A 13,000-nucleotide genomic window follows, 5' to 3' on the forward strand; every position below is an offset into this window, starting at 1 on the left:
GGGCTCCCGGTCAGTAGGCGATGCGGATGTCGGTGAAATCCAGGGCGGCGTCCTGCTCGGCGGCGGCATCATCGTCGAACAGCAGACGATGGATGCGCCGCGCGCTGGCCTGGAAGTCGGCAGCGCCCAGGCTGTGCAGGTCGTACTGGTGGCTGTGGATCTCGGCGCGCACGCGCCCCGGGTGCGGCGACAGCAGCAGGATGCGGTTGCCCACCACCAGCGCCTCCTCGATGGAGTGGGTGACGAACAGCAGGGTGAAGCGCACCTCCTCCCACAACAGCAGCAGTTCTTCCTGCATCTTGCGCCGGGTCAACGCGTCGAGGGCGGCAAAGGGTTCGTCCATGAGCAGGATCTTGGGCTGCATGGCCAGCGCCCTGGCGATGGCCACGCGCGCCTTCATGCCGCCGGAGAGGGTGTGCGGGTACGCATCGGCAAATGCCGCCAGGCCGACCTTGTCCAGGTAATGCAGGGCGCGCTGTTCGGCCTCGGCGCGCTTGAGCGTGCCGGAGGCCAGCAGCGGGAACATCACGTTCTGCCTGACGGTTTTCCACGGCGGCAGCTGGTCGAACTCCTGGAACACCACGATGCGGTCCGGGCCCGGCCCGTGCACCGGCTGGCCCTGCAGGCGGATCGCGCCCTCACGGGGCTCGATGAAGCCGGCCACGGCCTTGAGCAAGGTCGACTTGCCGCAACCTGAGGGGCCGAGCAGGACGAAACGGTCGGCCTTGTCCACTTCGAAGCTGACCTGGTGGGTGGCCCGCACCACGCGCTGGGCGGTGCGGTATTCGAGGCTGAGGTTGTCCACCTGCAGCAGCGCCGGTGCGCTCACGGGGCTCAGGTTGCTGGCCGTGTGGCCTGGCAAGCGGGCGGTCATGCGCTCAGCTCCCCTGCAGTGGCTTGGCGTCCTGGAAGAAGTAGTCCTTCCACGATTCGGGTTTGTGCTTGATCGCGCCGATGCGGTACATGAAGTCGGCCAGCTTGTAGGTGTTCTTCGGCGTGACGCTGAATTCGTATTGCGGGTTGTCGATGATCTTGAGCAATGCCTCGCGGTCGATCTTGGCCTTGGTCACGCGAATGTAGGTATCGGCCGCCGCGCCCTTGTCGTGCTGGGCGAAGTCGGCCGCCTCGGCCAGGGCGTCGACGAAGGCCTGGTAGGTTTTGGGGTTGTCGTTGCGGAATTTTTCGGTGGCGAACAGCACGGTGGGCGAGTTGGGGCCGAGCAGGTCGTAGGTGTCGAGCACCACGTGCACATTCTTGTTGGCCAGCGCCTGGTCCTGGAACGGCGGGTTGGAGAAGTGCGCATTGAGCTCGGTGCCGCCGGCCAGCAGCGCGGCGGTGGCGTCGGGGTGCGGGACCGCCAGGGTGTACTTGTCCAGGCGCGCGTAGTCCTTGTCGCCCCACTGCTGGGCGGCGGCGTACTGCAGGAAGCGCGACTGCACCGAGACGCCAACCGCCGGCAGGGCGATGCGGTCCTTTTCGGTGAAGTCGGCGATGGTCTTGACGTTGGGGTTGCTGCTGACCAGGTAGTACGGGAAGTTGCCCAGCGAGGCCACGGCCTTGACGTTCTGGCGGCCGTAGGTGCGGTCCCAGATGGTCAGCAGCGGGCCGACGCCGGCACCGGCGATGTCCACCGAGCCGGACAGCAGCGCGTCGTTGATCGCGGCGCCGCCCGAGAGCTGGGTCCAGTCGACCTTGATGTCGATGCCCTGGGCCTTGCCGTGCTTCTCGATCAGGTGCTGGTCGCGCACCACGTTGAGCAGCAGGTAGACGATGCCGAACTGTTCGGCGATGCGGATTTCACCTTCGGCCTGGGCCGTGGCGGGGGCGACGAGGCTGCCGGCGAGCAGGCTGACGCCCAGGCCGATGCTGGCCGCCAGGCGGCTGATTGAGTTGCGCATGCGGTACTCCTGAAGACGGGTCAGAAAGGGGCGTCGCCCTGGATGGTGGTGCGGTACAGCTTGCGGCGCAGGTGCGCGGGGCAGCCGGCGGCCAGGTGGATCAGCGAGCGGTTGTCCCAGAACACCAGGTCGTGGGGTTGCCACTGGTGGCGGTAGATGTTGTGTTCGAGCACGCTGTGGGCGTACAGCTCGGCCAGGATCTGGCGGCTTTCGTCCTCGGGCAGGCCGACGATGCGGGTGGTGAAGCCCTCGCTGACGAACAGCGCCTTGCGCCCGTTTTCCGGGTGGGTACGCACCACCGGGTGGATCACTTCCTGCACCTGGGCCAGTTGCTCGGCGGTGAGCGTGGGGCGCCAGTTGCCTTCGAACTTGGTTTCGCTGTAGCGCGCGGTGTAGGAGTGCGCGGCGCTGCGGCCTTCGACGGCGGCGCGCAGGTGGGCGGGCAACTGGTCCCAGGCCTTGTGCATGTCGGCGAACAGGGTATCGCCGCCCTCGCTGGGCAGCTCCTGGGCATGCAGCATCGAGCCCAGGCTGGGCAGTTCCTTGTAGGAGAGGTCCGAGTGCCAGAACTTGCCGGCATCGCCCAGGCCGATGTTCTGGCCGTTCTCGATGATGTTGGAGACGATCAGGATCTCGGGGTGGCCGCCGAGCAGGAACTGCTTGAGCACGTGGATCTGCAACACGCCGAAACGGCGGCTGAAGTCGATCTGCTGCTGGGGGGTGATGCGCTGGTCGCGGAACACCACCACATGGTGGTCCAGGTGCGCGCGGTGGATGCGCGCAAAATCGCCAGCGTTGACCGGACGGCTCAGGTCCAGGCCGATGATCTCGGCGCCCACGGCACCGGCAAACGGACGAATCTCGAAGGCTTGGGGTTGGGCGCTGTCGGTGTACGACAAGGCGCCAGGGGCCGCTGACATATCTTTTCACTCCCACGTGTCGGGTCGGTAACTGCGCGTGGAAATAAATATAAATGCATAAGAAAAATAATTTAAATACCTTTAGAGAATAAGCATAGAGAGGGTTGTCCGCCTCGCGTGGCCTATGCTGCTGAGGCCATCAAGCAGATGTCATCAGGGGGAAAAGCCATGTTCTATGTGCAACGCGACACCCGTGGGCAGATCGTGCGGTTGGAGTCGACGCCCTTTGCCGAGGAGAACGAAGCGCTGCCCAACGATTCGCCGGAGGCCCAGGCCTGGTTTGCCAAGAAGCTGCAGCAGAGCGACCTGGACATGATCCGGGTGCTGGAGGACTTGATCGAGGTACTGACCAGCAAGGGCGTGATCAGCATCACCGACCTGCCGGCGAGCGCACAGGCCAAGCTGCTCAGCCGTTCGAGCGCGCGCCAGACCATGGGGGTTTGAACAAGCTGATCGATGAGGAGCGGCCGTTGATCTAGCAGCTTCGCCCGCCAGGCCGGCGCCTGCGGGGTCACCGTCGCCTGCAGGCGCCGGCGTGGCCGGCGAAGAAGCCACTACGGCGCCCAGGGCCGGGGCTCGCCGATCAAACGCCCCTGCACCCCGAAAATCCCCATGTCGCGCAGCACCTCCAGTTCGCCTTCGGTTTCCACCCGCTCGGCAATCAATGGCAGGTCGATGCTGTGCGCTGCGCGCTGGATCGCCTCGATGAACAGGCGCTTGTGCGGCTCCTGATCGATGGCGCGGATGAAGCTGCCGTCGACCTTGAGGTACGCCAGGCCCAGGTGCGCCAGGTTGCCGATCATGCTGAAGCGCCCGCCAAAGTGCTGCAGGCTCAGCTTGAAGCCCAACGCGCCCAGTTGCCGTGCCAGCTGCTCGAGCGCGGCCTGGTCGGGCAACTGCTCTTCGCCGATCTCCAGGGTCAGGCGCGGGCCCAGCACCGCGTGACGCCCCAGCAGCTCGTACACCGCCTGCAACGCCTGGGGGGCGGCCAGGGTGGCCGCCGACAGGTTCAGCGCCAGCGCCTGGTCATGGCGCTGCAGGTGGGCCAGCACCTGTTCGAGCATCAGCAGGTCATGCCGGATCGACCAGCCGAAACGCTCGAGCCAGGGCAGGAAGCGCCCGGCGGGGAGGGTTTGCCCATGCCCGTCGGGCAGGCGCGACAGCACCTTGTACTGCAATACGCGGCCCAGCTCGTGCGTCGCCACCACCGGCTGGAAGAACAGCTCGAAGCGGCGCTGGTCGAGGGCGTGTTGCAGCAGGGCATGCCAGTCGTGGTCCAGCAGCGCCGGGGCGTGCGCGGGCAGGCAGACCCACGTCGGCAGCTGCTGGCTCTGCGCCTGGGCCAGGGCTTCGTCGCAGCGCTCGAGCAGGGCCTGCGGGGCGTCGCCCGGGCTGTAGGGGGCCAGGCCGATCCAGGCCACCGGGTTACGGTCGGAAGCGCCGGTGTCGTACAGGCTGTGCAGGGTCTGCTCCAGTTCCTGGGCCAGGTGCACGGCCTCGTCATGCACCAGCCCCGGTGCCAGCACGGCGAACTCGCCGCCACGGCTACGGGCGATCAGATCGAGGGTTTTGGGATAGTGCGCGCACACCCGCTGCACCTGCTGCGCAAGAGCCTGCAGCAGGGCATCGGTGCGCTGGCCGCCCAGGCGCAGGTTGAGCCCGGCCAGGTCCTGCACGTGCACCAGCATCAGGTAGCCGGGGCTTTCGTCCTGGGCGCTGAGCCGGGCAGACAGCTGCATCTCGAAGAAGCGCCGGTTGCCCAGGCCGGTCAGGCTGTCCTGCCAGGCCTCGGCGCGCAGGGCTTCACTGCGCTGGGCCTCCTCGAGAAACAGCGCCTTGAGTTTCTCGACCATCTGGTTCATGGCCTGCACCACCCGGCGCAGCTCCGGGGTGCGCGGCAGGCGCGGCGCACTGAGGAACTCGCGACGCGCAATGGCCTGGGACTGCGCCACCAGGTAGTCCAGCGGTCGCAGCTGACGGCGCAGCAGCAGCGCCCCCAGCAGTGCACTGACCACCCCGCAGGCCAGCAGCCAGGCCAGGCTGCCGAGCGCGCTGCGCCACAGCTTGGCCAGGGCGAACATCGGGTGGCTGACCACCTCGACCCGCGCCGCCTGCTGCCAGCCGCGGCTGACGATGGCATCGCCGCCGGCCGGCTCCAGGTTGATCAGGCGGATGAACCAGGCCGGCACACCGCTGCTGTCCGGCTCGGCGTGACGCTCCACCAGCAGGGCATTGGGGCCCAGGTCGATCACGCGGATGCTGGCGTAGTAGCCGCTGTCGAAGATGGAGCTGACCATCAGCTCGACCATTGCCGGGTCGTCGATGTTCGGCGTGAGCGACAGCGCCAGCGCGGTGGCGGCGTCCTGCGCATGCGCGCGCAGCTGATTGACGTACTGGCTGCGCGAGCTTTCCAGGCCGACCATGAAGCTGCCGCTGAAGGCGACCACCAGAAACAGGCAGATGGCGAGCAACAATTGCTTGAACAGTGACATCCGCAATCCTCAGTAAGCCGGCTCGGTGGGAAACCCCTCGGCCTGCATCTTCTTCAACAGATCCTGCCAGCGCGACAGGCGCTTGCTGTCGCCGACCTTGCGATTGCCACCCGCCCCGGTCAGCCACAGGCCCTCGCCATTGAAGGCATACACCGGCAGCAGGTCGGTGCGCTGGCTGGCCGGCTCGATGGTGTCGATCAGGCTGTCGAGCACCAGCGGCATCGCCTCTGGAGTGGAATAGTAGGTCAGGACCATGTGCGCGCGATTCTGGCGCAGCGCCTTGACGTAGGTAATGCGCAGTTTCTCGCTGGGGATACCCAGGCGGCGCAGGCTGAAATACTTGGCGATGGCGTAGTCTTCGCAGTCGCCGGCGCCCTTGATCAGTGACTGGATCGGGGTGGACCAGTAGTCGGCCTGCTGCCACAGTTCGGGGTCTTCGACGTAGCGCAACTGGCGATTGAAGAACTGGTTGACCACCTGCAGGCGCTCGGCTTCGCTGCCCTGGCGCTGGGTGGCAAGCAACTGCTGCCAGGCATCGATACGCTGCTGGCCGGCACCAAGGGGGCCGTACAGGGCCTGGGCCTTGCGGCTGATCTGGGAAAAGTCCCAGTCCGCGCGCAGGTTGCCCAGCAATACGCAGCCGAGCAACAGCGCCAGGCCAGCCCGGCGCGGGGTCAGAGGCAAAGCCCAACGTATCGCCAAGGCCGGCGGTCCATGCAGATCGTGGAATCGCGATGGTGCAGGCTGGGCGGGCAAAAGACAATGGCGCACGGCGGCAAGCTTCCAAAGCGCTGCGACTTCATTCAGGATAGCCGCCGCGAACGCCCGCAGGCCCGCGCCGGCCTGAATTTGACAGGCGCAACCGTCATCACTAGGGTCATTGGATCCAATCTTTGCTAGCAGGGCAGTCAGCGTGGCCGAAAAAATCAAACTCCTGAGCATTCTGGGTGACGAGCAGGTGCCTGCTCACCTGGCGCGCAGCGTGATCGAAGAGCGCCTGCGCAGCGCCATCCTCGACGGGCGCCTGGCACCCGGCATGGCGTTGCGCCAACAGGAGCTGGCGACGCTGTTCGGGGTCAGCCGCATGCCGGTGCGCGAGGCCCTGCGTCAGCTGGAGGCGCAGTCGCTGCTGCAGGTGGTTGCGCACAAGGGCGCGGTGGTGGCCCCGCTGATCAGCGAAGATGCGATGGACTCCTACGGGCTGCGGGTGATCCTGGAGAGCGAGGCGCTGCGCCAGTCGATCCCGCTGCTGGACGCCGAGGACATCGCCCTGGCCCGGGGCTACATCGAGCAACTGCAGAACGAGACCCGGCACGCCGAAATGGGCCAGCTCAACCGCCTGTTGCACATGGCCCTGTACCGCAAGGCGCCCAATCAGAAGTTGCTGCGCCTGATCGACAACGAGTTGAGCGAAGAGGCGCGCTTCCTGCGGTTTCATCTGTCGTCGATGGGGCTGGGCAAGCTGACCCAGGACGATCACATCGCGCTGGTGGACGCAGCCCAGGCCGGCCAGGTGGACGAAGCTGTACAGCTTCTGACCCAGCACCTGGACAAGGGCATGCAGGCCATCAGGCAGTACCTGGCCAGCCAGCCGCAGGGCTGAACGCGCCGCCGGGTCGGTCAGTGGTTGCAAATTGCGCAAGGCCCCATAACAATGAGACTAATTATCATTTATGACCTTGGTTGCAGCGCGCCTTCATGTCCTCCCACGACTCTGTGCACAGGCTCTATCAGCAACACCACAGCTGGCTGAACACCTGGCTGCGCTGCCGCCTGGGCAATGCGGCCGATGCCGCGGACCTGGCCCAGGACACCTTCGTGCGCCTGCTGCAGCGGCGCGAACAACTGGAGCTGAATGCACCACGCGCATTCCTGCGTACCATCGCACGGGGGCTGGTGATCGATCACTGGCGCCGCGAAGAGCTGCAGCGTGCCTACCTCGAAGCCCTGGCGCAGCTGCCCGAGGCCGAGGTGCCATCAGCGGAAACCCGCGAGCTGCTGCTGGAACTGCTGGAACGCATTGCGTGCCTGCTCGACGGCCTCAGGCCCAAGGTGCGCACCGCGTTCCTGCTGGCCCAGTGCGAAGGGTTGAGCCACAAGCAGATCGCCGAGCAGATGGGTATCTCGCTGCGCTCGGTGGAGCGGTATGTGGCCGACGCCCTCTATCACTGCTACCTGCTGCGCTATGAACCCTAGCCCGCGCGTGGTCAAGCAGGCCATTCACTGGATGCTGCGGGTGCGCGAGAACGGCGCCAGCCCGCAGTTGCAGGCCCAGTGCGAGCAGTGGCGCAGCGCCAGCCACGAGCACGAACTGGCCTGGCAACGGGTGCACAGCCTGCAGCAGGAAATGAACCTGCGTGCGGTGCCGGGCGCCGGTGTCGTCGCCCTGCAGACCCTGGAGAACAGCCAGCAGCGGCTGCACCGGCGCCAGGCCATGAAGCTGCTGGGCGGCGTGGTGATGCTTGGCTCAGCGGCCTGGGTCAGCAAGGACATTGGCCTGCTCGACCCGTGGACCTCGGATTTCGCCACGGCCACCGGCGAGCGGCGCAGCATCCGCCTGCCCGATGGCAGCCTGCTCGATCTCAATACCCATACCGCCGCGGACCTGGCCTTCGACAGCCGCCAGCGCCTGGTGCGCCTCAAGCACGGGGAGTTGATGCTGACCTGCGCCGAACACCCGCTCGGCCCGGCTGGGCGGCCGTTGCTGGTGCAGAGCCGCGATGCGCTGCTCGAAGGCTTCGATGGGCGCTTCGTGGTGCGTCAGGAGCGCGACTGCACCCGCGTCACGGTCAGCCAGGGCAAGGTGGCGATCCATCACCCCGGCCCCGCCGGGCTGCAATGGGTGGCTGCTGGCGAAGCCTTTCTGGTGAATGCCCAGGGCGCCACGCCCGTGGCGCAGCAGAACATGGACCCCGGTGCCTGGGCCGATGGCCTGATCGTCACGCGCAACATGCGCCTGGGGGACTTCATCGACGAGGTGGCGCGCTACCGCCACGGCTACCTGAGCTGCTCCGACGATATCGCCAACCTGCGCCTGTCCGGGGTGTTCCGCCTGGAAGACACCGACAAGCTGCTGCACCTGCTGCCGCAGACCCTGCCGGTGCATGTCAGCTATCGCACGCGCTGGTGGGTACGCCTGGAACGCCAGGCGTGATGCGCTGATTTTTTTGGCGGGTTTTGTCGGCACGTCCGGCTAGGACAGTAAGCGACTCCCTTCTGCCCTTACCGACCCTACGGATGCTCTTCATGCGCGATACCCTGGCCCAGCCGCGGCTCACTGACAGTAATGAGTTTCAACCTCTCTTAGATTCACGCCTGGGCAAGGCGGTGCGCGCCGCACTGTTCGGTACCGCGCTGGGCCTGGCCAGCGTGCCGATGGTAGTGATGGCCGAACCTGCGGGCAGCGCCAGCCAGCAGTACAACATCCCCGCCGGCTCGCTGGACGAGGTGCTGAACCAGTTCGCACGCCAGGCCGGCATCACGCTGTCGAGCACCCCGCAGATGACCCAGGGCGCGCAGTCGCCCGGCCTGCAGGGCAGCTACGCCACCGACCAGGCGCTGCGCCAGTTGCTCAATGGCACGGGGCTGGAGGCGGTGAGCCAGGATGGCACCAGTTATGTGCTGCATGCGGCCCCGCAGGACGCCGCACTGGCATTGCCTACCACCGACGTGCGTGGCTTTGCCCTGGGCAACGCGCTGGGCAGCATGGAGGGCTACAACGCCACCCACAGCCAGATCGCGACCAAGACCAGTACCGCGCTGCTGGAGACGTCGCAGTCGGTGTCTGTGGTAACCCGCCAGCAGATGGACGACCAGGGCGCGCAGACGGTCTCGCAGACCATGCGCTACACCCCGGGCGTGCTGACCAACCCGTATGGCGCGACCCACCGCTATGACTATGTGGCCATGCGCGGCTTCAACGATGGCTCGGTGGACAACATCTACATCGACGGCCTGAAGTCGATGGGTGACAGCGGCACCTTCAGCACCATGCAGATCGACCCGTACTTCCTCGAGCGCGTGGATATTCTCAAAGGTCCGTCGTCGGTGCTGTATGGCCGCAGTTCGCCAGGTGGCCTGGTGGCACTGACCACCAAGAAGCCACTGTACGAGACCTTCCGCCAGGTGCAGGCTACCGTCGGCACCCAGGGCCAGCGTGGGGTGGGCTTCGACTTCAGCGGCCCGCTGGACGACGACAAGCGTATCGCCTACCGCCTGACCGGCCTGACGCATCAGTCCGACACCCAGTTCGATCACAACGAAGAAAAGCGCTATGCGCTGGCGCCGACCCTGAGCATCGACTTCACCGAGGACACCTCGCTGACCTTGCAGGCCTACCTGCAGAACGATCCGGAAGGCGGCTACCACGCCGGCGTGCCCGCCGATGGCGCGCTGCACAAACGCAACGGCCAGCGTATCTCGGAACACTTCTTCGAGGGCGAGCCGGGCATCGACAGCTACGAGCGCAATCAGCAATCGTTCGGCTACCAGTTCGAGCATCGCTTCAACGACGTGTTCACCGCACGCCAGAACTTCCGCTACCTGGACTCGACGGTGAAGATGGACCAGGTGTACGCCTGGGGCTACGAGTCGCCCACCAGCAACAAGCTGAACCGCTACTACACCGGTGCCGACGAGAAACTGCACTCCTACATCATCGACAACATGCTGCAGGCCGAGTACTTCACCGGCGCGGCCAAGCACACCACGCTGGTGGGCCTGGACTACCAGCGACGCAAGACCGTGGTGGACTGGAGCAGCGGCGGCCTGGCGTCGATCGATGCGTTCAACCCGCAGTACGGCAATTCGCAGATCACCTATTACGCACCGACCAGCTACACCCGGCGCCTGCAGCAGACCGGCATCTACGCCCAGGACCTGATCGAGCTGGACAAGTGGCGCTTCTCGCTGGGGCTGCGGCAGGACTGGGTGAAGACCTCGGATGAGAATCGTATCGCCGAGCCTACCCGCCCACTGGGCACCAAGATCAGCGATGACCGCACCAAGCTCACCGGCCGCGCGGGCGTGCTGTACCTGTTCGACAACGGTATTGCGCCTTACCTGAGCTATTCGGAGTCGTTTAACCCCAACTCCTACGCCGATGCCGCCGGCAACCCGCTGGCACCGACCGAAGGCACCCAGTGGGAGGCCGGTATCAAGTACCAGCCGCCGGGCACCGACAACCTGTTCACCGCCTCGGTGTTCCGCATCGAGCAGGAGAACCTGGCCACCAAACAGCCGCAGGACGACTTCTACTACCCGGTCGGGCAGGTACGCTCCCAGGGTCTGGAGCTGGAAGCGCACATGCAGTTGAGCGAGAACCTCAAGGTGCTGGGCAGCTACACCTTCACCGACATCGAGTACAGCAAGACGATGCCGAGCACCCTGGCTGGCAGCACACTCGACAACAAGGGCAACTCGCCAACCCAGGCGCCAAAGCACATGGCCTCGCTGTGGGCGGACTACAACTTCCGCCAGGGGGTGCTGGACGGTGTGCGCGTAGGCGGTGGCGTGCGTTACGTGGGCTACAGCTGGGTGGATGCGGAAAACACCATGAAGGTACCGTCGTACACCCTGTTCGATGCGTCGGTGGGCTACGACCTGGGCAAGGTCGGGCTCAAGGGCGTGGATGTGCGGCTCAATGCCAACAACCTCACCAACGAGAGCTACATCGCCTCGTGCGCGAGCCTGAACTACTGCTACATGGGTGAAGAGCGCAATGTCAGCGCCACGGTCAGCTATCAGTTCTGACCACACCCCCGTGAGCCGCAAAGCCAGTGCCTGATTCCAGGCGCTGGCTTTGTCGCATCTGGCGACCTGATCTGGAATCCCTTTATATGCGCCACCTCTACGTATTGCTGCACCGCTATATCGGCCTGGCCACCGCGCTGTTCCTTGCCCTGGCAGGGCTCACCGGGAGCGTGCTGGCGTTCAACCACGAGATCGACGAATGGCTGAACCCTTCGTTCTATGAAGCCCCGGCGCAAGGCCCCCGCCAGGACCCCGGCAACCTGGTGGACAAGGTGCAGGCCGAACACCCGCGCCTGCAGGTGTGGTACATGGAATACCCCGACGAGCCCGGCCATTCGGCGTTGCTGGCGATGGTGCCGCGCAACGACCCGGCCACCGACAAGCCGTATGCCGAGAAGAACACGGTGTTCTACCTCGACCCGGTCAGCGGCCAGACGTTGGGCCAGCGCTACTGGGGCGAGTGCTGTTTCTCGCGGGAGAACTTCATGCCGTTCGTCCTCGAGCTGCACTACAACCTGACCCTGCCGGGCAACTGGGGGCTGTGGCTGATGGGCGTGGTGGCGATCCTGTGGGTGCTCGACTGCTTCATCGCCCTGCTGCTGACCCTGCCCCGTGGTCGTCCGTTCTGGCGCAAATGGAGCACGGCCTGGAAGATCAAGGGCGGGCATGCGTATCGACTGAACATGGATATCCACAGGGCTGGGGGCTTGTGGCTGTGGCTGCTGCTGTTGCCGGTGGCCGTCAGCAGTGTGGCGATGAACCTGCCCAGCCAGGTGTTCAAGCCGGCGGTGTCGCTGTTCTCGCCGGTGGAACCAAGCGTCTATGAGGCCCGTGGCAGGCTGCCCAGAGAAGAACTGGGGCAGACCCAGCTGACATGGCATCAAGCCCATCAGCTGGCGCAGCAGGAGGGCCAGCGGCTGGGGCTGACGGCGCCGATCGGCGAGTTGTACTACAGCTTCGAGTACAACTTCTATGGCGCCGGTTTCGGACAGCACGACACCGATGCCCAGGGCAAGTCGTGGTTGTTCTTCCATGGCACCGACGGGCGCCTGCTGGGGCAGGAGATCGCTGGCCAGGGCACCCTGGGGGAACGCTTCTACCGGCTGCAACTACCCATACATGGCGGCAGGATCCTCGGCACTACAGGCCAGGTGATGATCGCGGTGCTGGGGGTAGTGATTGCGGTGCTGTCGGTGACAGGGGTGTATATCTGGTGGCGCAAGTTGCTGGCGCGGCGCAGTAGCCGGGCTCGGCGCACTGCATAGACTGAAGGTCGGCTCCTGCAGCCCATTGTGTGCAGGGGCCGGCCTGGCCGGTGCAGAGGGTGGCAGGAACAACCCGCTACCCTAGCCCCTGAAAAGACAAAACCCCTGTCTGCAACGCAGACAGGGGTTCTGGAATTGAATCTTGACGATGACCTACTCTCACATGGGGAAACCCCACACTACCATCGGCGATGCATCGTTTCACTGCTGAGTTCGGGATGGGATCAGGTGGTTCCAATGCTCTATGGTCGTCAAGAAATTCTGTGTGCTGGCCCGTACATTGCGACGTGCCGGCGAATTCTTGATGCTTCTACTCTAAAGACAAAACCCCTACCTGCAGATGCAGATAGGGGTTTCGGAATTTAATCTTGACGATGACCTACTCTCACATGGGGAAACCCCACACTACCATCGGCGATGCATCGTTTCACTACTGAGTTCGGGATGGGATCAGGTGGTTCCAATGCTCTATGGTCGTCAAGAAATTCTGTTGCCAGAAGGTCTTGTTCAGACACTCCAGCGAATCGGGTATGTGATGTTCGTGAGGTACAAATCTTCGGCTTACTGTGTCTTCACAACACCGCAATCTGGTCGTTCGACGCAAATTGCTTGGGTGTTATATGGTCAAGCCTCACGGGCAATTAGTATTGGTTAGCTCAACGCCTCACAGCGCT

The 13,000-nt window shown here is 65.0% G+C and carries 10 protein-coding genes, 2 rRNA genes and 1 pseudogene; 6 read left to right on the plus strand and 7 right to left on the minus strand.

The features are described from left to right. Window positions 1-10: 10 nt before the first annotated feature. The 3 genes from JZZ72_RS18910 to JZZ72_RS18920 are packed head-to-tail and all read right to left on the minus strand — an operon-like array spanning window position 11 to window position 2,818. Window positions 11-874, minus strand: a complete 864-nt coding sequence (locus JZZ72_RS18910; RefSeq protein ID WP_043861326.1) for an ABC transporter ATP-binding protein — start codon at window positions 872-874, stop codon at window positions 11-13. A 4-nt stretch (window positions 875-878) separates the two neighbouring features. Further along, entirely contained in the window at window positions 879-1,898 is a 1,020-nt protein-coding gene (locus JZZ72_RS18915) for an ABC transporter substrate-binding protein (protein ID WP_078481728.1), read from the minus strand. A gap of 20 nt (window positions 1,899-1,918) precedes the next feature. Continuing rightward, window positions 1,919-2,818 carry a TauD/TfdA dioxygenase family protein gene (locus tag JZZ72_RS18920; RefSeq protein WP_043861328.1) on the minus strand — a complete coding sequence of 300 codons (900 nt, stop codon included), beginning with the start codon at window positions 2,816-2,818 and terminating at the stop codon, window positions 1,919-1,921. 168 nt (window positions 2,819-2,986) lie between these two features. Here JZZ72_RS18920 and JZZ72_RS18925 point away from each other — a divergent pair. Next, window positions 2,987-3,297 (plus strand): annotated as a pseudogene (locus tag JZZ72_RS18925) (tryptophan synthase subunit beta). A gap of 75 nt (window positions 3,298-3,372) precedes the next feature. Here the strand turns inward: JZZ72_RS18925 and lapD are convergent. Both lapD and lapG read right to left on the minus strand, forming a co-directional pair. Continuing rightward, entirely contained in the window at window positions 3,373-5,310 is a 1,938-nt protein-coding gene (lapD, locus tag JZZ72_RS18930; RefSeq protein WP_210014895.1) for a cyclic di-GMP receptor LapD, read from the minus strand. A gap of 9 nt (window positions 5,311-5,319) precedes the next feature. After that, on the minus strand, window positions 5,320-6,012 hold the full coding sequence (gene lapG, locus JZZ72_RS18935) for a cysteine protease LapG (protein ID WP_043861331.1): 693 nt from the start codon (window positions 6,010-6,012) through the stop codon (window positions 5,320-5,322). 211 nt (window positions 6,013-6,223) lie between these two features. Between lapG and JZZ72_RS18940 the strand changes: the two genes are divergently transcribed. The 5 genes from JZZ72_RS18940 (at window position 6,224) to JZZ72_RS18960 (ending at window position 12,326) form a co-directional block, all read left to right on the plus strand. Continuing rightward, window positions 6,224-6,913 (plus strand): GntR family transcriptional regulator, encoded by a 690-nt coding sequence (locus JZZ72_RS18940; protein ID WP_043861332.1) that lies wholly within the window; start codon window positions 6,224-6,226, stop codon window positions 6,911-6,913. 95 nt (window positions 6,914-7,008) lie between these two features. Then, on the plus strand, window positions 7,009-7,506 hold the full coding sequence (locus JZZ72_RS18945; protein ID WP_054915945.1) for a sigma-70 family RNA polymerase sigma factor: 498 nt from the start codon (window positions 7,009-7,011) through the stop codon (window positions 7,504-7,506). Next, window positions 7,496-8,464: a FecR domain-containing protein gene (locus tag JZZ72_RS18950; RefSeq protein ID WP_210014896.1), complete on the plus strand. Its 969-nt coding sequence runs from the start codon at window positions 7,496-7,498 to the stop codon at window positions 8,462-8,464. The genes JZZ72_RS18945 and JZZ72_RS18950 overlap by 11 nt, the downstream gene beginning before the upstream one ends. Window positions 8,465-8,556: 92 nt before the next feature. Further along, window positions 8,557-11,061 carry a TonB-dependent siderophore receptor gene (locus JZZ72_RS18955; RefSeq protein ID WP_054915877.1) on the plus strand — a complete coding sequence of 835 codons (2,505 nt, stop codon included), beginning with the start codon at window positions 8,557-8,559 and terminating at the stop codon, window positions 11,059-11,061. A gap of 86 nt (window positions 11,062-11,147) precedes the next feature. Further along, on the plus strand, window positions 11,148-12,326 hold the full coding sequence (locus JZZ72_RS18960; protein ID WP_043861335.1) for a PepSY-associated TM helix domain-containing protein: 1,179 nt from the start codon (window positions 11,148-11,150) through the stop codon (window positions 12,324-12,326). Between the two features lie 140 nt (window positions 12,327-12,466). Here the strand turns inward: JZZ72_RS18960 and rrf (JZZ72_RS18965) are convergent. Continuing rightward, window positions 12,467-12,582, minus strand: a 5S ribosomal RNA gene (gene rrf, locus JZZ72_RS18965). Between the two features lie 110 nt (window positions 12,583-12,692). Further along, window positions 12,693-12,808 (minus strand): 5S ribosomal RNA (gene rrf, locus JZZ72_RS18970). Window positions 12,809-13,000: the final 192 nt, after the last annotated feature.

Origin of the sequence: Pseudomonas palmensis (genome assembly GCF_017848315.1) — a bacterium.
Classification (GTDB): Bacteria; Pseudomonadota; Gammaproteobacteria; order Pseudomonadales; family Pseudomonadaceae; genus Aquipseudomonas; species Aquipseudomonas palmensis.